Origin of the sequence: Niallia sp. NCCP-28, from assembly GCF_023168165.1 — a bacterium.
Taxonomy (GTDB): domain Bacteria; phylum Bacillota; class Bacilli; order Bacillales; family Cytobacillaceae; genus Niallia.
Genome location: NZ_BQYJ01000002.1, coordinates 564495 through 584995 on the forward strand (window position 1 = coordinate 564495; position 20501 = coordinate 584995).

Consider the following 20501-nt stretch of genomic DNA (forward strand, 5'->3'; position numbering starts at 1 on the left):
GATATAAAGATCTACTTGAATGGAAAGGAAGATTGAAGTTTCAAGTTAACTAGTAATTTTCTAATTTGCAAATAGTGAAAAATCAAAAAAGTGCAGACATTAAAAGAGGGATTCCTCCTCCAATATGTCTGACACTTTTTTTAAGAATGTGTAGATTCTCCCCCATCTACATGCAGCACCTGCCCTGTAACATGGCGGGAATCATCGGATGCAAGGTAGACAAATGTGGGAGCTAATTCAAAAGGCTGTGCCATTCGATTAAATAGATTTGTTCCATGCAATGCATTCACATCGGATGAGAAGCTTGCGGGAATAAGCGGTGTCCAAATCCGACCTGGTGCTACCGCATTTACGCGAATCTGTTTACTGGCAAGACTTTTGGCAAGGGAACGAGTCCAGCCGACAATGGCTCCTTTTGTGGCAGTATAATCAATGAGCAGCGGCTCTCCTGCATATGTAACGACAGAGGCAGTGCCGATAATGGAACTCCCAGCTTTTAGGTGGGAAAGTGCTGCTCTTGTTGTATAGAAATGGGAATAAATATTGACTTTAAATGTTTCGTCAAATTGCTCATCTGTGATATCGAGCAGGCTGTTCTGCTGAAATTGGATACCCACATTATTGCAAAGAATATCTAATCTCTTAAATGCTTCAATAGTTTTTTGTACTATGAGGGTGCATTGTGCTTTTATCTTTAAATCCCCAGGCAAAAGCAGGCATTTTTGGCCAATTTCTTCAATTCTATTTTTGGTTCGTTCGGCATCTTCTTGTTCATCTAAATAAGCAATGGCAACATCAGCACCTTCCTTTGCAAAGGCGATTGCTGCTGCTGCACCAATTCCGCTGTCTCCACCTGTAATTAAAGCAACTTTTCCTTTTAGTTTTTCGCTGCCTTTATAATTGGGATTTTCAATGATAGGTTTAGGAATCATGAGGTTTTCAAGACCAGGCTGCCTAAGCTGACGCTGTTCAGGATTGCTTATTGGAACTTCTTCATATTTTGTTATTTTTCCGTAATTCGGATAGATGGGATAAGGATCTGTCAGCATATTATCTTCATACCACTTCTGAAATCGTCTAATTTCCTGCATTTGTTCTTCCGTTGGCATCTGCTTTTGATTATTTGTTGAATTATTATCTTTAGACAAAGGGGAGCCTCCTTTAAAGTTTTCTACTTTTATCCATATGAACAGTTGATGGGATATATGTACTGGAAAAAAGCAGTTGATAATATGTTGGTTTTTACCTAATCCAAGTGAATGAAATAAATTTAGCAAACATAGGATACTAAAAAAGGAGGGAGCTTTGATGCGTATAGAATTTAATCCTAAAGTGAAGTGGATGCTAGTTCAACAATCAGAGGAAAAAGTGGTAATGCATTATATGGATAAGAGATGGGAGATGCCTGTTATTGCGAAAAGGCCGCCTTACTATGACAACCCGCTTTATGAACCATATTATCCAAAAGTATAAGGCTATGAGCGAGAATAGCCACAGCAAAAAAATAGCTTCGCAAGGTGCGCCTTTTAGGAGCATCTTTTTTCATAGGAATTTTGGATTGTAGTGTATAAATAGATAAAAACAGAAAATAAAACGTTTTACTAAACCGATTTATTAGTTCGGAAAACGGACACATTTAACAGGGGAAAAATTAATTTTCTATATTATAATCATCTTGTAAACGTTATCCAAAAAAGAGAGGTTGAGGTGAAATTTGATGAATAACAAATTATCTACCATAAAGCCATATACTCGTGCTATCTTAAAAGGACATTTATGTTCATGTGGTTTTAGCTATAGCCAATTTGACAAGCCGATTATTGCTGTAGCGAATTCATGGAATGAAATCGTCCCAGGCCATGTTCATTTGCGCGAATTAGCGGAATATGTAAAAGAAGGGATTAGAGAAGCGGGCGGTTTGCCTTTGGAATTTAATACGATTGCTGTTTGTGACGGAATTGCTCAAGGCCATGAAGGGATGAAGTATTCTTTGCCTAGCCGTGAGCTGATAGCAGATACAGTAGAAACAATGGTGAAAGCACATGGAATTTTTGATGGCATGGTCGTTATGAGTTCATGCGATAAAATTGTCCCTGGAATGCTGATGGCAGCAGGCAGATTAAACTTGCCGGCAACAGTTGTACTTGGCGGGGTTATGCCAAACTACATCAAGCCATATGAATCGAAGCAAGCGCGCCGCGACTTCCTTGATGGAAAAATTGGCGAGGAGGAACTTGTCAAAGTAACTAATCAATATTATCCGAGCGCAGGAGCTTGTCCGTTCTTGGGAACGGCCAATACGATGCAAGGCTTATCGGAAGCATTGGGAATGGCTTTGCCTTATACATCTTGGATGAGAGCGCTGTCCGAAGAGCAGTTGGAAGCTGCTAAAGAAGCAGGGCGCAGAACGGTTCAAATGGTGAAGGAGAAGGTGTCGCCAAAAGATATTATGACGCGTGAAGCATTTGAAAATGCGGTTTCCGTCCTTTTGGCAATGGGTGGATCATTAAATGCATGTCTGCATTTGCCAGCTATTGCAAAAGAAGTAGGGGTAGATTTGCCGTTAGAAGTATTTGATCAATTAAGCCGGAAAATTCCGTTTCTTGCAGGCGTTACGCCCAATAATAATTTATATACAACAAATGATTTGCAGCGAGCAGGCGGTGTACCAGCTTTAATGAAGGAAATCCAATCTTTGATACATCCGAATGCTTTGACGGTTTCTGGAAAAACGGTGGCAGAAAATATTGCAGATGCAGATGTAGCGGATCGGGAAATCATTAAAAAATTAGAGTCTCCAATTGACCAAGAAGGCGGCATTGCTGTTCTTACAGGTAATTTGGCAAAAAACGGTGCATTAATTAAGCAGTCAGGTGTGGCAAAAGAAGCACTGCAATTTAGAGGAAAAGCAAATGTCTTTCATTCAGAAGAAGAATTTGTGGAGGCATATGAACACGGAAAAATTCATGAAGGAGATGCTGTAGTCATTTGTTATGAAGGACCAAAAGGCGGTCCAGGAATGAGAGAACTTCATCGCTGTACGGAAATATTGAATAAATATAAACATGTCGCGTTAATTACAGATGGCCGGTTTTCAGGCGCATCTGCAGGATTGTCCATTGGATATGTGAGTCCAGAAGCAGCAGAAGGCGGCATAATCGCTTTTGTAGAAAATGGAGATGAAATTATCATCGATGTAGCAGCACGAGACATGACCTTAAATGTTGCGGAAGATGTGTTGGAAAATAGAAAAGCACTATTTGTTCAGGAGTTAAAAGAGATGGACAGCAGCTTTTTGCAAATGTATGCACAAACAACAACTTCAGCAGCAACTGGTGCAGTTCGCATGAATATTAAAGGAGATGATTTAAATGAAGAAAAAAATTCTAGTAACGAAGCCTATTCCAAAAAACGTGGAGGAATACTTGCATGAAAACTGTGATGAGGTAACTGTTTGGAATTCTAACAGTATGATGCCGGAAGATAAACTGGCTGAACAGCTAAAAGATATTACTGGTTTAATTACAACAAATAAGTATAAAATCGATTGTGAATTATTGAGCAATGCTCCAAAACTAAAATTTGTCAGCAATATCGCTGTCGGCTATAACGGATTTGATATTGAAGAAATGAAAAAAAGAAATGTTGTTGGCATGCATACACCATCTGTATTAGATGAAACAGTCGCCGATTTGGCCTTTACCTTAATGCTTTCTGCTGCAAGACGAATTGGTTTATTGGATCGTTATATAAAAGATGGAAAATGGACAGAGTCTATTGGAAAAGACTTATTTGGATTAAATGTTTATGGAAAGAAATTGGGGATATTAGGACTCGGCAGAATAGGCTCTAAAGTAGCGAAACGGGCAAAAATGGGATTTGATATGGATGTTTCTTATTTTGATGCATTTCGTAAAGCAGCCTTTGAACAAGAATTGGGTGTTCATTATGCAGCGATTGAAACTATCATGGCAGAATCTGATTTTGTACTTGTTATGCTTCCTTTAATGAAGGAAACAGAAAATTTGATTGACTATGAAAAATTAAGCTTAATGAAGCCGAACGCTATATTAATAAATTCTTCTCGTGGAGAAATTGTTAATGAAGGAGATTTAGTAAGAATCTTAGAAGAAGGAAAAATCTTTGGAGCTGCTTTAGATGTGTTTCATGAAGAACCTATTCCATATAATCACCCGCTTTTGCAGTTTGACAATGTATTGACAACACCGCATATCGGATCTGCTGTAGAAGAAACAAGAAATGAAATGGCATGGACAGCCGCAAGAAATATTGTCAATAGCATAAATGGTGCAGGAAAAACGTTTATTGTGCCTGAATTGCAAGAATCCATTCAGCGTGCGTAAATCATAAATCGGTTTATCTCCATATGAGAAAAGGCAATTGCAGATTTTTCATGAAAGGAGTGACAAGTTTGCGAGAGATTTATATTGCTTTAAATTCGTTTAATCAAGAACTGCTTAAGCAAAAAGGGCAGCAATCTTTTATTGAATCCGTACAAGAGTCGGGTGCTGAAGGAATTGAATTCAGAAGAGAGCTGCTTAGAAATCAAAAGGATCTTATGCAAATTTCTCAAGTAATGAAATGTACAACATTAAAAGCAGTCTATAATAGCAGATTTTTATTTAACCCATAGTGAAAATGTGGAGCGAGTGATTGTGAAGTTAGGTCCAGATGGCGCTTATTATAAATCACGTGATGAAGAAGATTATGTAAGCGGATTTGCTGTAGAACATGTGGTGGATACAGTTGGCGCTGGAGACGGTTTTTGCGACAGGTGCAATCAGTGGCCTGATTGAAGGTCTGCCGATTCGAGAAGCCATCATCCGCGGCAATGCAATTGGCGCTTTAGCAGTTCAATCGCCTGGAGACCATGATGGCTATCCGACTAGAAAACATTTAAATAATTATTTAAAAAATCACTTGGAAGGAGCTAGTGTGTTATGAATAAAGGACTTGCGAAATCTAGATGGTGGCGTTTAATTCCATTAATTTTTATAACGTATAGTTTAGCATATTTGGATCGAGCCAACTATAGCTTTGGGGCAGCCTCAGGATTAGAACATGATTTGAAAATTACGGCTGCAACCTCGTCTTTATTAGGATCTTTATTCTTTTTAGGATATTTTTTCTTCCAAGTGCCAAGTACTAATTTTGCCGAAAAACGCAGTGCAAAAAAATTGGTTTTTTGGGCGCTGATTATTTGGGGAATGCTTGCTGCTGCAACTGGAATGGTGTCCAATATTCCTACATTAATGATTATTCGTTTCTCTTTAGGGATAGTGGAAGCAGCAGTTATGCCGGCGATGCTTGTCTTTATAAGTCATTGGTTTACCAAAGCAGAACGTTCTAAAGCAAATACGTTTTTAATTCTTGGCAATCCTATAACAGTTATGTGGATGTCAATTGTTTCCGGATACTTAGTAGAAAACTTCGGCTGGAGAATGATGTTTATATCGGAGGGAATGCCGGCAGTTATTTGGGCAATTCTTTGGTGGTTTTTAATTTGTGATCATCCAAGTCAAGCAAAATGGCTATCGAATGAAGAAAAAGTTGATCTTCAAGCAGCGTTAGATGAAGAACAAAAAGGCATAAAAGAAGTAAAAGATTATAAAACTGCTTTTAAATCAAAAATAGTTATTATGCTTTGTGCACAGTATTTCTTATGGAGCTTAGGCTTATACGGTTTCGTTATGTGGCTTCCAAAGATTATTGGCGGTGCTTCTGATATGGGCATGGTTGCAACAGGCTGGCTGGCTGCTGTTCCATATATATTTGCGGCGTTAGCTATGCTTCTTGTATCCTACTTCTCTGATAAAAAGCAAAATCGATCTGCATTTGTGTGGCCGTTTCTATTAGTAGGAGCGATTGCCTTTTTAGGTTCCTTTATCTTTGAGAGTTCATTCTGGATTTCTTATAGCATGCTAGTGGTTGCTGGTGCAGCAATGTATGCTCCATACGGCCCGTTTTTTGCAATTATTCCGGAAATCTTGCCAAGAAATGTCGCCGGCGGTGCAATGGCTTTAATTAATAGCATGGGGGCACTAGGTTCATTTGCAGGATCTTATTTAACTGGTTTAATTGCATCACTTACAGGAAGTTTCACCTCTTCGTATCTATTATTAGGGGCTGCATTAATAGCAGGAGCCATTCTTACTATTTTAGCCGTTAAAGAAGGGAAAATATTTTTGAAAAAAGAGCCAGTACAACATGGGGAATTAAAAAAGGCCTAATTGTCAGCAAACAATTAGACCTAATATGAAAACAACGACTAAATAAATTTTACTAGTTTAAAAGCGATAAATCAATTCTGAATTACTAGGAGGGTATCCATTTTGTTGCAAGATATTAAAGCTAGAGGGATTGCTGCAGTTATTCGCGATATTACAGAAGACAGCGCCATTGATTTAGCAGAAGCTTTAAAAAAAGGAGAAGTAACCATTTTAGAAATTACAATGGAAAATCCACATGCTGTGAAAGCCATTAAAAAGTTGGTAGATTACTATAAAAATGGAGAAGTGATTGTTGGTGCAGGAACTGTTTTAACTGCTGAAGCTGCCAAACTAGCGATTGAAGCAGGGGCAGAATTTATTTTTACACCAACTGTTCAAGAAGATGTTATAAGAACGGCAAAGCAGCATGGAAAAACATGTATACTTGGGGCAATGACACCGACAGAAATTAATGCAGCCTATAAATTAGGGGCTGATGCAGTAAAAGTTTTTCCTGCGGGCGTCTTAGGAGTAGATTTTATTAAAGGGGTAAAAGGCCCGCTCCCGCATATCCCATTATTGCCAACAGGAGGAATTAACATCGATAATATCTGCGACTATTTAGAGGCAGGAGCGATTGCAGTTGGTGTTGGCAGCAATCTGACAAAGATTCCAAGTCCGTATACTTCAGAAGATTTAGAAAGAGTCACAAATACTGCAAAACAATTTGTTGGTGCGATGAGAAGAAAGCAATTGACAGTGAATTAGCATTTCTGATAGAAAACACTTATTTTCACTAGCGGAAATAAGTGTTTTTGATTTAAAATATCACAAAGATTATTTATCTACATTTAAGCGCTCCATGCTTTTCTAATATTTCTTTGAGCGCTTCTTTTGGCTGAAAACCAGTTATTTTCTCTACAAGCTGATTATCTTGAAAAAGCAATAATGTCGGCAATCCTAATACTCCAAATGAACTTGTAAAATCCTCATTATCATCTGCATTCACTTTTACTATTTTTAATCCAAGTTCTTGATGAATTTCATCTAATATAGGTGTCAACATCCTGCATGGAGGACACCAAGGTGCCCAGCAGTCTACTAGCACGAATTTGCTTGTTTCAATTTCTGTATAAATTTCTTGGCCATCCGCATTAATTAACAAACTTCTCACTCCTTTTTTGTGTATTATTTGCTGTTGTTTGTAGTATATGATGAACTATAATATAAGTAAAATTAATACTTTTAATATAATGCATAAGTAAATGTTAATGTAAGGGAGGTGCTGAATGACTCTTTTTCAATTAGAAGTGTTCTTAAAGGTAGTAGAAACGGGAAGTTTTACAAAAGCTGGAGAGCAAATTGGTCTTTCCCAATCTGCAGTCAGTCAGGCAGTAGCTGCATTGGAGTCGGAATTGAATTGTAAATTATTAACTCGAAATAGAAACGGTGTGAGCTTAACAAATAGAGGAGAACGTATCACAGGTCATATTAGAGATTTGCTGATGATAAAAGCAAAAATTATTAATGAAGCAACTGGCATTACGGAAATGGAAAACGAAACAATAAGAATTGGAAGCATTCCAAGCATGTCTGCTAAATTGCTGCCAGGATTGATCGGCTCCTTTAAAAAAAGATTTCCAGGTGCAGAGGTTATTTTGTATGAGGGCAGCTATGAAGAAGTTAGGAATTGGCTGAAGGGATCTGTGGTTGATGTAGGGGTGGTTGCTGGGGGGAAAAATGAATTTGAATTTATTCCGCTTCTTCAAGATAAAATGGTCGTTTTTGTACCAGAAAGCCATCGATTAAGCAATCAGTCAACTATTGAACTAAAGGACATTGCACATGAATCATTTATTATGCCAAAAGAATATCAGGATGTACTTCAAACTATTTTTAGGGAACAAAACATATCTCCTCCGATTCCATTTGAAGTTCGTGATATGGCGACTATTATGGCGATGGTGCAAGAGGGAGTGGGAAATACTATTGTTCCAGAAATGGCTATTCCTGCAACTTGGACAAAAGTCAATGCTTCCTATTTGCATCCGCAAGTATATCAAAATTTAGGACTCGAGGTGCGTTTGCCCGATTATATCAGTACTGCAACAGCTGCATTTATTCACGAGGCGCAAGAATACACAAAAAATTTATCCATAAAACTATTTAACAGCTATCATTCGGTTTTAGTTCAAAAAGCAAAAGGAAATCTGCCGCCATTGTAAGGGAAAAGCAGATCCGCTGCTTTTTCCCTTAGTTCAATTTATCACTATTTAACGGGCCTTTGACCCCCAAGGGAGTGTAAGAAAAAACGAAAAATCTAGGTGGGGGATGAAGTTTCACTTTATAAAATAGGAAGCTCAACCCTAAATGTTGCTCCCGCTCCCAATTTACTTTCAACCGATATGTTTCCTTCATGCATATCTACAATTTTTTTTACGATAGACAAGCCTAAACCGCTGCCGCTTTTTGTCCGGTCTCTTGCCAAGTCCGCTTTAAAAAATCGTTCGAATACATGAAGCTGATCTTGTTCGGAAATGCCGATTCCTGTATCTGTTATCGTGATGACTGCCTGATTTTCCATTTGCTGCAAACGTATCGAAAGTTGTCCGCCGTTTGGTGTGAATTTAATGCTGTTATGGATGAGATTTGTCCATACTTGGCTCATTAATTCTTCATCTGCAGTGATGGATAATTTGTCTAATAATACATCCATTTCCAATTCTTTTTCTGTCCAATTTGGTTCACAAGCTAAAATAATATTGCGGATTTGCTGATCCAACCGATAGCTTTTTTTCTCAAATGGATGGTGATCCGATTCAAGAGATGTTAGTTTGAGAAGATTATCGCTTAACTTCGATAATCTTCGGCTTTCTGTTTCAATAATAGTAAGATAATGATTCCTTTCTTCTGATGTCAGCTGATTAAATTGAAGGGCCTGGGCAAAGCCGACAATTGATGTAAGGGGCGACTGTATTTCATGTGATACATTAGAGATAAATTCTTGCCGCATTTCTTCCATTTGCTTTAATTGTTTTGTCATATGATTAAAATGGCCAATAAGTTCACTTATTTCATTTCGCTCATCCATATCAAAATCTAACTGTACATTAAAGTCGCCATTTGCAATTTTTCTTAAGGCAGCAATGATTTCTTCAATAAAATGCCGGCGTTTAGAACGATGAAAAAAATGTATTAAATATCCAATAAGAAACATGATGCAAATGCTTGATAAAACCGTTGCCAGATATTGAATATAGTTCGGAATATCTAGAGGCAGCAGTTGAATAAGAAAGTATCCGACTGAAAAGCTGAATGTTATAAAAGATAAAAAGAACAGGATGCCGGTTATATGTTTGAACCATTTTTTCTTAGTCATGAAGATTTCAGCTCCAAACGATAGCCAAGCCCCCAGATTGTTTTAATTCGAAAAGGAAATGCTGTTTCTGGAAATCGCTCTCTTACTCTTTTGATGTGAACATCCACAGTCCGTTCATCGCCTTCATAATCATACCCCCAAATATTTTCAATCAATTCTTCCCGGGAGAAAGTTTTTCCCGGATAGCTGCCTAGTTTAAACAGCAGTTCAAATTCTTTTAAAGGCAGGGTATACTCCTGGTCTTTGTAAGAAATTTCATATGTGCTGCGGTTCATTTTTAGGTCTCCAATGGATAATGTTTGCGAAACGGTAATATTATAGCGTTTTAATAATGCTTTTACTCGCATAACCAGCTCAATTGGCTCAAATGGTTTCACAAGATAGTCGTCCGCTCCAAGTTTGAAGCCTTTTACTTTTTGGGATGTTTCACCTTTTGCTGTCAGCATTAAAATCGGAATATCGCTAAAATTTCTTAAACTTTGGCATAATTCCCAGCCATCCATATTTGGCATCATGATATCGATAATTGCTAAATCTGCTTTCACTTTTTCAGTTATAGTTAATGCTTGAAGCCCGTCTGCTGCTTCATAAAGATCAAATCCTTCTTTTTTCAGAAAAAGCCGGATGAGTTCCCGAATATGGGCATCGTCATCCACTATTAATATTTTTGTCATTTCTATTCTTTCCTTTCAGCAAATTAAGCTAATTTAATCATGTGCAATTGTTGCTCTGCAAATTCACGATATAAGGAGTGTGCATGAAAGAGCTCTTCATGTGTGCCTTTTCCAGTAATTTTTCCTTTTTCCAGAAAAATGATTTGATCTGAATCAATAACTGTTGATAAACGATGGGCAATCACAATAGTTGTTCTGCCTTTCATTAAATTGCTTAATGCAAGCTGGACTACTTTTTCTGATTTGCTGTCAAGACTGGAAGTTGCTTCATCGAGCATCAATATTTTCGGATTTCTTAAAAATGCCCGGGCAATTGCTATTCTTTGTCTTTGGCCCCCAGACAATTTCATGCCTCTTTCCCCAACTTCTGTATCAAATCCGTTTGGCAGTTCCGAAATAAATTGATCAGCATAAGCCATTTTTGCAACTTCCTGCAATTCTTTTTCGGAAACCGCACGATCTAGCCCATAGCAGATATTATCACGAATGGTGCCTGCTACAATAGGACTTTCTTGAGAAACATAGCCAATTTGACTTCGCCAAGAAAGCAAGGAGAAATCATGAATGGAATCACTTCCTATGGAAATGGTGCCTTTTTGTGGTGCATAAAATTGTTCAAATAAGGAGAAAAGAGTAGTTTTACCGCTGCCGCTAGGTCCGACAATTGCTGTCGTTTTGCCTGCTTCTATTGTGAAATTAATATCTTTGAGCACTTCTTCACCATTATTATAGCTATAATGGACATTGTCGATATAGATGGTTTCATTCATATTTTCGACCAACTGCTTGCCGTCTTTTTCTATGTCTGCATCTAAAATGGCACGAATGCGTTCGGTTGCCCCTGTTGCTTTTTGAAATTGGGTGAAAAATTGCGCTAATTGAGCCATTGGCATAATAATTTGGAAAAGATACATAATAAATGCAACTAATGCCCCAGCTGTTATTGCTCCCGTAGAAACGCGCATTCCTCCGTATCCTAAAATCAAAACAAGCAATACCATCATCACAAGGCTCATCAATGGCCCAATTAAAGCTTGGATTTTTGCTTCTTTTAATCCAAATGTAAAAAGGTTCATAATGCCTTTTTTTCCATTTTCATATTCTGATTTTTCTGCATTAGAAGCTTTCACAAGACGAATTTCTGACAAAACCTGCTGCAGAATAGAGGTGAAAGAAGCTGTTTCATCTTGCATGCCTTTTGAGATGTGATGCATTTTTTTGCCTAAAGGAACTAGGATGAATGCTGAAAGAGGAATGACGATAAACATCAGCAATGTCATTTTCCAATCCAACACAATTAATACAATAATGGAGCCGATAATGGAAATAATACCAGTAATAAAATTAGCAAAATGTTCCGAAATTAATCCTTTCACAACAGATGTATCATTTGTCATACGGCTTACTGTCTCTCCAGATGGATGTTCATCAAAATAGCTGACAGGAAGGACAAGCAATTTCTTCCAAAGCTGCTCGCGAATTCCTGCAACCACCGACTGTCCAATGCGATTCAATAAATAAATGGAAAATCCGCTGGCTAATGCTTGAACAATTATTGCCAGCACAAGCATGGCAATGCGACTAGGACTAAGGGAACTAAGGGAAAAATCATTAATAAGATTTTTAGTGAATAGAGGGACTAATAAAGCCACACCAGTAGTTGCTAAACTTAATAATAAAGCAATTCCAATCATGACTTTAGAAGGCTTAGTCTGCTTTACCAATTGAAAAAATGGGCGCCAGCCAGTTTGTTTTTTTATTTTTGTCATTATAATACTTCCTCTCAAAATTCTTTTACAAAAGGAGTATATAAAAAAGTTGTGAATTGAATATGAACTAATGAAGGTTTTAGATATTAATTTTAAAAATTATTTTAGGAGCAGAAAAATAAGGAATTTTGCCTACTGGAAAAACTGCCAATAATCCACTAATGTGTTCCCTATTTAAACATGTTAGTCTTATAAAACGCGCCTGTTATGATTCTAAAAAAACAAACAGGAGGTTTTATAATGAAAAAAATATCTATCATTGCCATATTAATTATACTATCTATTAGTTCATATACTATTTATTCTAAATCGCAAAAAACTGCTAAAGCTGATGTTAAAACGGTGCATCTATCAGAGGGAAAAGAGCGCAGCAAGAAAAAAGCAGCTGACAAAAAAGAGAAATCGGCAAAAGCTGCGGCTGAAAAGAAAGATGATTCTGCAGCTCTTTCGAAGAAAGATAAAAAATTGCTTGCCCATCTTGTTCATGCAGAGGCAAAGGGAGAACCTTTTGCCGGAAAAGTAGCAGTTGCCAAAGTTGTATTGAACCGTGTGGAACATAAAGAATTTCCTGATACTGTAAAGGGAGTTATTTACGAAAAAAATGCATTTTCTCCTGTTCAAAATGGATCTATCAATGAAGCTTATGATAAAGAAGCATATAAAGCAGTTCAAGTAGCTTTGTCTGATCAAAAAAAGGATGATGAACTGCTGTACTTTTATAATCCAGAAACTTCAACAAGTGATTGGATTGAGACACGAGAAGTGATCAAAACGATCGGCAATCATGCATTTGCTATTTAAAAGAGGCATACAGCTTGGGGCTGTGTGCTTTTTTAGTGGGTTAGGAATATTTGTAAGACCTTTAATATATTCTTCAAATATTTATTCCATTTGTTTCTTTTTGCGTAGTTCAATGTAGAGATTAATTCATATGCATATTTAAATAAGGCTAGTTCTCTAGCTATAATTTAAATATGATGACATAAATTTAAATCCCGCTACGTTCTGATAAAAGCTTCTAATTTATTGCGTGAAAAATTTTATATGTATCAAGGGCTTAAGGAGATTATTGCTTTAATAGTATTTCTCCATTTTGCAGCGAACCTCTAGTTGTATATTTTTTCGTCTTGTGAAAAAATTAAGCAAACCCTTGTTGTTTCTATATTTGAAGCTGTTATTAATTAAGAAAAATACATAAATATCAAAAGTTGTTATATTATCGATGTTCTATCTAAAGAAATTTGAGCATATGGAGCATTTCAAAAATGAATTAAGGCGAAATTAAAAGGCATGAGTCCGGTTTATCACCAGACTCATGCCTAAATAGCTGTCTAAATAATTTAGTGTTTAATTTTTTTGATTTGGGACAAAAGCTTTGTCTCTTTATTTATAGCATTTATTCTCTCTCCACTAAATTCACATGATCAACTGTATTGTCATTGCCGACGACAAACTGAATCTCATATTTACCAGTGTTATAAATATAATTCACTTCGCCAGTAGTGCTGATGAAACGAATATGATCAGCGCTGCCAAGCTGTTCGCTTAAAACAGCAGGTGTTACTCCGCCTATATCTTGCTGTCTTTCTACGTTTCTGCCAAAATACCTGATTTGTTTAATAGTTCCATTTTTATTATAGGAAAAGCCGAATCCGGGACTGCCCATTGTAGCCGTGTAGATATCAAATTCGCTGTTTTCATCGATTGGAACGGGCTGCCCTAATCTTTGATGGATCTCACTGCGGGTTGTTTGATTTACTTTGAAGTCACTGGCATAAGAAATAGATTTCCCAAGAAATGCACGGTCGTAAAGGTCATTTAATTTTTTTGCTGCACTTTTATTTGTGATGGAAGATTGAACAGCAGGTTGTTCTTCCGCTTGTGCAGATGGAATAGGAGAAGATGCTGCACTTAACCCCAAGGCACCTGTCAGCAAAGCGACTGTCGTGATTTTTGTTGTTTTGTTTAACATATTATCCCTCCTATTAGTTGAATTCCCTTTATGAGGGGAAGTAAACATGGGATGTAAGGAGGAAAAATTATATAACGAGGCGATAATTTGAAGTGCAAAAGATAGTGTAATCCATTATATCTCTTTAGCTAAGCTTTATCAGAAATTAATTTTTTAAATAAAATGTCAAGCATACCCACTGAAAATGCCTGACATTTTTTTGTTATTATCAATTAATTTATTACGCATTAACGGGATTTTGGATCCCACTTAAGAGAGGGTAAGAGGAAAGGCTAAATTTAGGCGGATAGAAGCTTCACTTTATAATTAAATATGATATTTTTTGTACCAGTCAACAAATTGCGCAAGACCTTTGTCAATTGTTGTTGATGGATTAAATCCTACATCTTTTTGCAAATTGGAAATGTCTGCATAGGTTTCTAAAACATCTCCTTGCTGCATTGGATAAAAGTCAATTTTTGCTTTTTTGCCGATTAAATGTTCCAGAATTTGAATAAATGTCAGCAATTCTACTGGTTTGTTGTTGCCGATATTATAAATTTTATAGGGAGCATAGCTGGAGCTTGGATCTGGATTTGCTTTGTCCCAATTGCTGTTGGATTTAGGCGGATGTTTAAGCAAGCGAATAATTGCTTCTGTTATATCATCAATATAGGTAAAATCTCGCCGCATGTTTCCATAATTAAATACCTTGATTGGCTTCTCATTTATAATTTTTTCTGTAAAAGTATAGTATGCCATATCGGGTCGCCCCCATGGTCCGTATACTGTAAAGAAACGAAGCCCTGTAGTTGGAAGATGGAATAAGTGACTATACGTATGAGCCATTAGTTCGTTTGCCTTTTTCGTGGCAGCATACAAGCTGATTGGGTGGTCGACAGAGTCCAAGGAAGAAAAGGGGAGATGTGCATTAGCTCCATAAACAGAACTAGATGATGCATATATTAAGTGCTCTATGCCATGATGTCGACAGGCTTCTAATATATTGATGAATCCAATCAGGTTTGTATGACCATATACATGGGGATTTTGGATACTGTAACGTACTCCAGCTTGGGCAGCCAAGTGTATAACAATATTGATTTTGTTCTCAGCGAAAATTCGATTGATGTCTTCTTTATTTGTAATATCCTGTTTATAGAATTCAAAATGATGATGGTGCTTTAATAGTTTTAGCCGGTCTTCTTTTATCCGAATATCGTAGTAATCATTTAGGTTATCGACCCCTATTACAGAATGGCCAAGTGTTAATAGTCGCAGGGAAAGATGGAAACCAATAAAGCCCGCTGCACCTGTCACTAATATATTCATCTTTTTAATACAAATCCATTTTCGTCTAAGGGAATTGGCATCCATTCATCATAGGTTTTAGGGTCCATCGCTTGTACATGTTCTAAGAAGGAGTCTAAAAAGTTTCTTTCCTGCAAGTTGTGGAATAATTCAAGCGGTTTTGGCTGAGACCGGGTAAACGAATACACATGATCTATCAATTTAAATCCATTGGCCGTTACAATAATATGTCTTAATGGGGCATCTATTTGTTTAAAGCCAGAAGATTTCATCGTTGTGAGAATATCAAGCAATTTCTTTGCGAGTTCTTCTGTAAGGTGGGATTGTTTTTTCAAAAATGTATTTAAATCAGGTCCAAATAGATATTCCATGACAATATAATTAGAACCGGTTTCAAATACTTTTGGTATAAAGGATAGATGTTGGCTGGATAAAAGAACTTGTTTTTCTTGTTTGGCATGCTCCGATTTTCCATAAATTTTTACACATTTATCTTCAGAAATTCTATAGACGGCACCTTGATGCCCCTTTCCAATCAATGTTTGACTAATGGCACTGTCCACTTTTACCCCTTTGCCTGATCCCCCTGATGATACAGGTATGTTTTTATAATCCATCTTGTTATGGTCAAAAAATTCCATCCATTCTTTATAGGTTTGAGGTTCAAGCTGCATCACTTGGGCTAAGAAGGAATCTTTGAGGAGAATGATGTTTAAATCTCTTAATAGCTTTAGTGGAACGGGGTGTATTCGTTTAAAGGAATTAACATGGTCAATGACTTTGAGCTCTTCATTTTCTAACACAAATATATGGCGGAGCGGGGCATCAATCATAGTGAATTTTGCCTTTTTCAATTCGCTCAAAACCTGAAGAAGCTTTTTTGTAATGGATTCAGGGATATAGGTGCAATTTCTTAAATATTCTTTTAATGTTGGGGCATTAAAGTATTCCATAATTACATAATTTGATCCTGATTCATAAAATCGAGGAAAAAAAGGCAAATGCTGTCCTGCTAGAAGGGCTTCCTTTTCCATTTTTGCTTGAAGAGAATTGGTATAGATTTTTACACATTTATTTTCTGAAAGCTTAAAAACGGCTCCTTGTGAACCCATTCCAATTAAAGGATACTCGGTAGGATTATGAATTTCTAAAAATTTTTCTCCTTTAGAGACGGTAATAGATTGAAAGTCACTCATGACAGGCCTCCTAATAGTTCATCATAAAATTTTGCCTGCTGCAAAAGCTGCTGTTTTTGATCAAATGCTGTTTCTACTTTTGCTCTTGCAGCCAAAGCATAGCTTTCCCAGCGATTTCTATTTGTCAGCATATATTCCAGTGCATCAGCAAGATCATCTACATTATTTTCTTGCACTAATATGCCTTCCTTGTCATGGGTAATCAATTCAGGAATTCCTGCATGATTGGTAGAGACAACAGGTATGCCAGTTGCCATGGCTTCTTTTAAAGTATTAGGAATTCCCTCCACATCACCGTTGGAAGCCTCTAGGCTGGCAGCGCAAAATAGATCTGATTGTGCCATCTGTTCCTGCACTTGTTCTTTTGTCATATGGCTTAACAGGCGGAATGAATCGGATAAATTTAATTCATCAGCTAATGAACGGATATATTCTTCCAATTCTCCGCTGCCAATAATCGTTAAAGTGGCATTTGGAAATTTAGCTTGCACTTTTTGAAAAGCTTGCATGAGGATATGGTGTCCTTTTTTTTCAACTAACCTGCCGATGGATAGAATATTTTGTGTGTTTCTTTGCGGAGGGGTGCGGTAAGGAAACTTTTCAAGATCAACGCCGCCATATAAAACTCTAATTTTCTCAGGCGGACATCCCATTGCTACTATTTTATCGGCTAAATAATTGCAAACAGGAAAAAAACGTTCTCCTTGTTCAAATAGTAACTTCATGCTTTTTAAATAGCCAACAGGCTGATTGGCCATTGTAGCATCTCTTCCCCTAATGCTTGTTGCTAAGGGGAGGCCTGTCTCATCTTTAAAAGGAAGCAGCAGCATGCCTAATTGAGCATGATGTGCATGTAAAATAGAAATGTTATTTTTTTGAACAAATTCCTTTTTTGAAAAAATTTCATTCAAATAACGGACCTTTTCGTTAAGAAGTGGAAGGTTTATCATATACTTTGGCTGGCGTATCAGGTGAATATAATCATAATTAGGCACATTTCGGATTTGAGCTATATATTGTGTAGGATCCACCCTTAAGTTTAAATGCATAATTGTCTGCAAAAAAATTTCTCCCTTCAAATAAATTCATTTATAAATCACTCTTTTTATTAAAATATGTAAAACGTTGTAGAGAGGTTTGTACAAATGTTTCAATTTTATATAAAATTTCTAACTGGATTATGAAAGGAGAGGAAAATTTTAAAATAGCGGTTTATTTTTTGAAATGGAGGCTTTACATGCAAAAAATTCAATGCATGTTCCCTCATCTAAATGGGACAAATTAAAATATACTTAAAACTATATACAATATAGAGGATGAGAATCCAAAAGCGATGCATCTATTCTCACATATTCTATTATAAGAACATATTGATTTACCAGGTTAAAGGAATTAGATAGTTGCCAATTAGCTATTTGGGAAGAGGCTGCTTTAGAGCTTGCTCTGAAATGGTGAAGCACAATAAGCGAAATTGTCAGGCGTTTCTTTTTGAACGTCATGTTTTCTATAAAAACAGCAAGGGAATACATTTCCCAATACTATAACTACAGGAGATATATTGCTTTTTATGGTCAGTATCATCGCGAGCAGATTAATCAGTTGTTAAGAGCGGATGAACTGGAACCAATTAATGTAGACTATATTACTTTAGAAGAGAATAAGAGTGTGGTTTATAGCATTTTTTAGAATTGTAGATAAAATCATTTATTTTCAATAAGCAAAAAGCATACAAAAACTTTCTTGAAAGCATACTACTGTTAAAGGAGGTTGTCATTTATTGAAAAAGTTTACACTATTTTGTGCTTTTTTATATTGGAGTACAACAGTTTTTTTGGTGCATCCTAATCTAGCTCAAGCAAAAGCTCAGCCGCATGAGGTGCCTCTTCGAAAAGTATTTGAATCAATGGGCTACAAAGTTGTACGTAAAGGAAAATATATTCATTTAACGAGAGAATTAGATGATAGAATCCGATTAGAATCCAATTCGAAGAAGGCTCTCAAAAATGGGAAAGCATATTCCCTAACTAAGCCTGTCCGCAATGATAAACAAAGTAAAACATATATGATTAATGTAGTGGATATATATAAATTAGCAAAAGAAGAGAAAAAGGAAAAACACTATCGTGTAAAAAAAGGTGAAGACTTATCTAGTATTGCCAAAAAGTTTAAGGTGACAGTAAACAATCTCAGATTCTGGAATAAATTAAGTTCAGATGTCATTTATCCAGGTCAGCATCTGCATACAACGGATCCGATTTATATAGTAAAACAAGGAGATTCGATTTGGGAGATTGCCCATAAAACGGAAAGTACAGTGAGAGATATTAAATTCCTTAATAATCTAGCAACAGAGATTGTCTATCCAGGTCAGCAATTGGCTATTCCAACACAGCCATCCATGAAAACACCCGCTAAATTCGCAGATGGTATATTTCCATTGGCACAAGAAACCTATGATCCCTTGGTTGGCACTTTTGGGGATGGGAGAAACTTTTCAACAAACGGTCAAGCAAGAAGCCATGAAGGCAATGATATCATGGCTCGAAAATGGGTGCCTATTTTTGCAGTAATAGAAGGAAAGATTGTGAGATATGGCTGGAATACATTAGGAGGTTATCGGATTACCATTCAAGCAAAAGATGGTACAACATTTTATTATGCACATATGATGGCATATCCGCCTGGATTAAAGATAGGACAGCATGTTTCCAAAGGACAGATGATTGGCTATGTAGGCGATACTGGCTATGGTAAAGAAGGGATGAGCGGAAAGTTTGCAACCCATTTGCATTTTGGAATGTATGATGCTAGTGGGAAAGCAATGGATCCTTACCTTTATTTAAAATGGTGGGAAATTAATCCGTAAAATTTTATCCGGCATTAACGGGAGTAAACCCCGATTGGTTCAACTAGCAATCAGAGGGGGACGTGGAAAACCCCCACTGATTGAAGTTTCACAAAAGCAAAGAAGTATGCAAAACCAAATATTTTGGCAACAGTGCAGCAAGTACATAATATGTATAAATCATAAGAGGCTATGAAAGGACTTTTTAGGTGGCAGCGAATCAAGCTATGCTTCTAATTTTTATAATAAACTGCTTTTAACTGAATCAAATGAAAGACTTGCCTTGAAAATGGAAGAAAATGAAAAAATAAATAAGGAATTGGCTGCTGTCAATAAACAGCTGAAGAGAATGACAATTATTGATGAGTTAACACAAATTCCAAACCGCAGAGGATTTCAGAAATATATTCGAGAAGCTTTAATTGATGTGGACGAAGAGCGCAAACTCACTCTCATGATGGTTGATATCGATGCTTTTAAATTATTTAATGATTATTATGGACATCTTGAAGGGGATAAAACCCTTAAGTCTGTTGCGCAAAAAATACAGGTTTCCATTCATTTGTTCGATAGTATTACGGCACGTTTTGGAGGGGAGGAATTTATTGTAGCTGCATTTGATTTGGATGCCAAATTGGTAGAGCAGTTAGCAGAATCTGTTCGCAAAGCAGTGTTTGAAATGGAAATACCCCATGAATATTCGCCATTTTCCAATCGGGTGACAATCAGCATAGGAGTTGCGATAGGAGATGTGGCAAAGGAAGAAGATATGGAACAGTTGATGAAGGATGCAGATAGTGCTCTTTACGAATCAAAGTCTAAGGGACGGAATCGTGTAGAGTATTTTAATGCAGTTAATTTGTTAGGCTGAAGCAACGCTATAATTAGTAGAGGATTTTTTATCTTCGGCTGCTAGCAAATCAGTTTAAAATAATACATGCATCTAAAATACACAGTCTAGAGGAAGATATCTCTAGGCTATTTCTATTTGCCGATTAACATAGCTCATTTTTAGCATGTGGAAGCAAGATGCATACAATTTTTTGCTGAATAAAAGTTTGTATCAGATTTAGTGGATAAAGCAATAGAAATAGTGAAAAATACAGCAACTGCTAGAAATGAAATGGGATAAATTGGAGGTTTAAT

Annotated in this window: 19 protein-coding genes and 1 pseudogene; 11 read left to right on the forward strand and 9 right to left on the reverse strand. The window is 36.7% G+C overall.

Annotated elements, in window-relative coordinates; genetic code table 11:
- Window positions 1-140: 140 nt before the first annotated feature.
- Window positions 141-1091 (reverse strand): SDR family oxidoreductase, encoded by a 951-nt coding sequence (locus tag NCCP28_RS07390; protein WP_375709384.1) that lies wholly within the window; start codon window positions 1089-1091, stop codon window positions 141-143.
- 217 nt (window positions 1092-1308) lie between these two features.
- Between NCCP28_RS07390 and NCCP28_RS07395 the strand changes: the two genes are divergently transcribed.
- The 7 genes and pseudogenes from NCCP28_RS07395 to NCCP28_RS07425 all read left to right on the forward strand — a co-directional run bounded on the left by NCCP28_RS07395 (window position 1309) and on the right by NCCP28_RS07425 (window position 6998).
- Window positions 1309-1473 carry a hypothetical protein gene (locus NCCP28_RS07395; protein WP_248560755.1) on the forward strand — a complete coding sequence of 55 codons (165 nt, stop codon included), beginning with the start codon at window positions 1309-1311 and terminating at the stop codon, window positions 1471-1473.
- A 244-nt stretch (window positions 1474-1717) separates the two neighbouring features.
- Window positions 1718-3433 carry a dihydroxy-acid dehydratase gene (gene ilvD / locus NCCP28_RS07400; protein ID WP_248560756.1) on the forward strand — a complete coding sequence of 572 codons (1716 nt, stop codon included), beginning with the start codon at window positions 1718-1720 and terminating at the stop codon, window positions 3431-3433.
- Complete coding sequence (locus NCCP28_RS07405; RefSeq protein WP_248560757.1) at window positions 3372-4364, forward strand: 2-hydroxyacid dehydrogenase; 993 nt, start codon at window positions 3372-3374, stop codon at window positions 4362-4364. Before ilvD ends, NCCP28_RS07405 begins: the two co-directional genes overlap by 62 nt.
- Window positions 4365-4432: 68 nt before the next feature.
- Window positions 4433-4654: a hypothetical protein gene (locus tag NCCP28_RS07410; protein ID WP_248560758.1), complete on the forward strand. Its 222-nt coding sequence runs from the start codon at window positions 4433-4435 to the stop codon at window positions 4652-4654.
- Window positions 4629-4965: pseudogene (locus tag NCCP28_RS07415) on the forward strand (PfkB family carbohydrate kinase); the annotation flags it as partial. The gene NCCP28_RS07410 and the pseudogene NCCP28_RS07415, both read left to right, overlap by 26 nt.
- Window positions 4962-6251, forward strand: coding sequence for an MFS transporter (locus NCCP28_RS07420; protein ID WP_248560759.1), 1290 nt, complete (start codon window positions 4962-4964; stop codon window positions 6249-6251). The pseudogene NCCP28_RS07415 and the gene NCCP28_RS07420, both read left to right, overlap by 4 nt.
- Window positions 6252-6353: 102 nt before the next feature.
- Window positions 6354-6998: a bifunctional 4-hydroxy-2-oxoglutarate aldolase/2-dehydro-3-deoxy-phosphogluconate aldolase gene (locus NCCP28_RS07425; protein WP_248560760.1), complete on the forward strand. Its 645-nt coding sequence runs from the start codon at window positions 6354-6356 to the stop codon at window positions 6996-6998.
- Between the two features lie 73 nt (window positions 6999-7071).
- Here NCCP28_RS07425 and trxA read toward each other — a convergent pair whose 3' ends face one another.
- On the reverse strand, window positions 7072-7395 hold the full coding sequence (gene trxA / locus NCCP28_RS07430) for a thioredoxin (RefSeq protein WP_248560761.1): 324 nt from the start codon (window positions 7393-7395) through the stop codon (window positions 7072-7074).
- Between the two features lie 124 nt (window positions 7396-7519).
- On the opposite strand from trxA, the gene NCCP28_RS07435 reads away from it, so the two are divergent.
- A complete protein-coding gene (locus NCCP28_RS07435) occupies window positions 7520-8455 on the forward strand; it encodes a LysR family transcriptional regulator (protein ID WP_248560762.1) in 936 nt (311 codons plus the stop codon).
- Window positions 8456-8574: 119 nt separating this feature from the next.
- Here NCCP28_RS07435 and NCCP28_RS07440 read toward each other — a convergent pair whose 3' ends face one another.
- The 3 genes from NCCP28_RS07440 to NCCP28_RS07450 are packed head-to-tail and all read right to left on the reverse strand — an operon-like array spanning window position 8575 to window position 12052.
- Window positions 8575-9609, reverse strand: a complete 1035-nt coding sequence (locus NCCP28_RS07440; protein WP_248560763.1) for a sensor histidine kinase — start codon at window positions 9607-9609, stop codon at window positions 8575-8577.
- Window positions 9606-10283: a response regulator transcription factor gene (locus NCCP28_RS07445; RefSeq protein ID WP_248560764.1), complete on the reverse strand. Its 678-nt coding sequence runs from the start codon at window positions 10281-10283 to the stop codon at window positions 9606-9608. The genes NCCP28_RS07440 and NCCP28_RS07445 overlap by 4 nt, the downstream gene beginning before the upstream one ends.
- 23 nt (window positions 10284-10306) lie before the next feature.
- Window positions 10307-12052 (reverse strand): ABC transporter ATP-binding protein, encoded by a 1746-nt coding sequence (locus NCCP28_RS07450; RefSeq protein ID WP_282579530.1) that lies wholly within the window; start codon window positions 12050-12052, stop codon window positions 10307-10309.
- 240 nt (window positions 12053-12292) lie between these two features.
- On the opposite strand from NCCP28_RS07450, the gene NCCP28_RS07455 reads away from it, so the two are divergent.
- Window positions 12293-12853, forward strand: coding sequence for a cell wall hydrolase (locus NCCP28_RS07455; RefSeq protein WP_248560765.1), 561 nt, complete (start codon window positions 12293-12295; stop codon window positions 12851-12853).
- 595 nt (window positions 12854-13448) lie between these two features.
- Here NCCP28_RS07455 and NCCP28_RS07460 read toward each other — a convergent pair.
- From NCCP28_RS07460 to NCCP28_RS07475, 4 genes are all read right to left on the reverse strand, one after another.
- A complete protein-coding gene (locus NCCP28_RS07460) occupies window positions 13449-14024 on the reverse strand; it encodes a YjgB family protein (RefSeq protein WP_248560766.1) in 576 nt (191 codons plus the stop codon).
- 306 nt (window positions 14025-14330) lie between these two features.
- Window positions 14331-15335: an NAD-dependent epimerase gene (locus NCCP28_RS07465; RefSeq protein WP_282579531.1), complete on the reverse strand. Its 1005-nt coding sequence runs from the start codon at window positions 15333-15335 to the stop codon at window positions 14331-14333.
- Window positions 15332-16510, reverse strand: coding sequence for a hypothetical protein (locus NCCP28_RS07470; RefSeq protein WP_248560767.1), 1179 nt, complete (start codon window positions 16508-16510; stop codon window positions 15332-15334). Before NCCP28_RS07470 ends, NCCP28_RS07465 begins: the two co-directional genes overlap by 4 nt.
- On the reverse strand, window positions 16507-17571 hold the full coding sequence (locus NCCP28_RS07475; protein ID WP_248560768.1) for a glycosyltransferase: 1065 nt from the start codon (window positions 17569-17571) through the stop codon (window positions 16507-16509). Before NCCP28_RS07475 ends, NCCP28_RS07470 begins: the two co-directional genes overlap by 4 nt.
- A gap of 716 nt (window positions 17572-18287) precedes the next feature.
- Between NCCP28_RS07475 and NCCP28_RS07480 the strand changes: the two genes are divergently transcribed.
- Together NCCP28_RS07480 and NCCP28_RS07485 are read left to right on the forward strand one after the other, a co-directional pair.
- Window positions 18288-19376 (forward strand): LysM peptidoglycan-binding domain-containing protein, encoded by a 1089-nt coding sequence (locus tag NCCP28_RS07480; RefSeq protein ID WP_248560769.1) that lies wholly within the window; start codon window positions 18288-18290, stop codon window positions 19374-19376.
- A 268-nt stretch (window positions 19377-19644) separates the two neighbouring features.
- Entirely contained in the window at window positions 19645-20226 is a 582-nt protein-coding gene (locus NCCP28_RS07485; protein WP_248561125.1) for a GGDEF domain-containing protein, read from the forward strand.
- Window positions 20227-20501 lie beyond the last annotated feature (275 nt).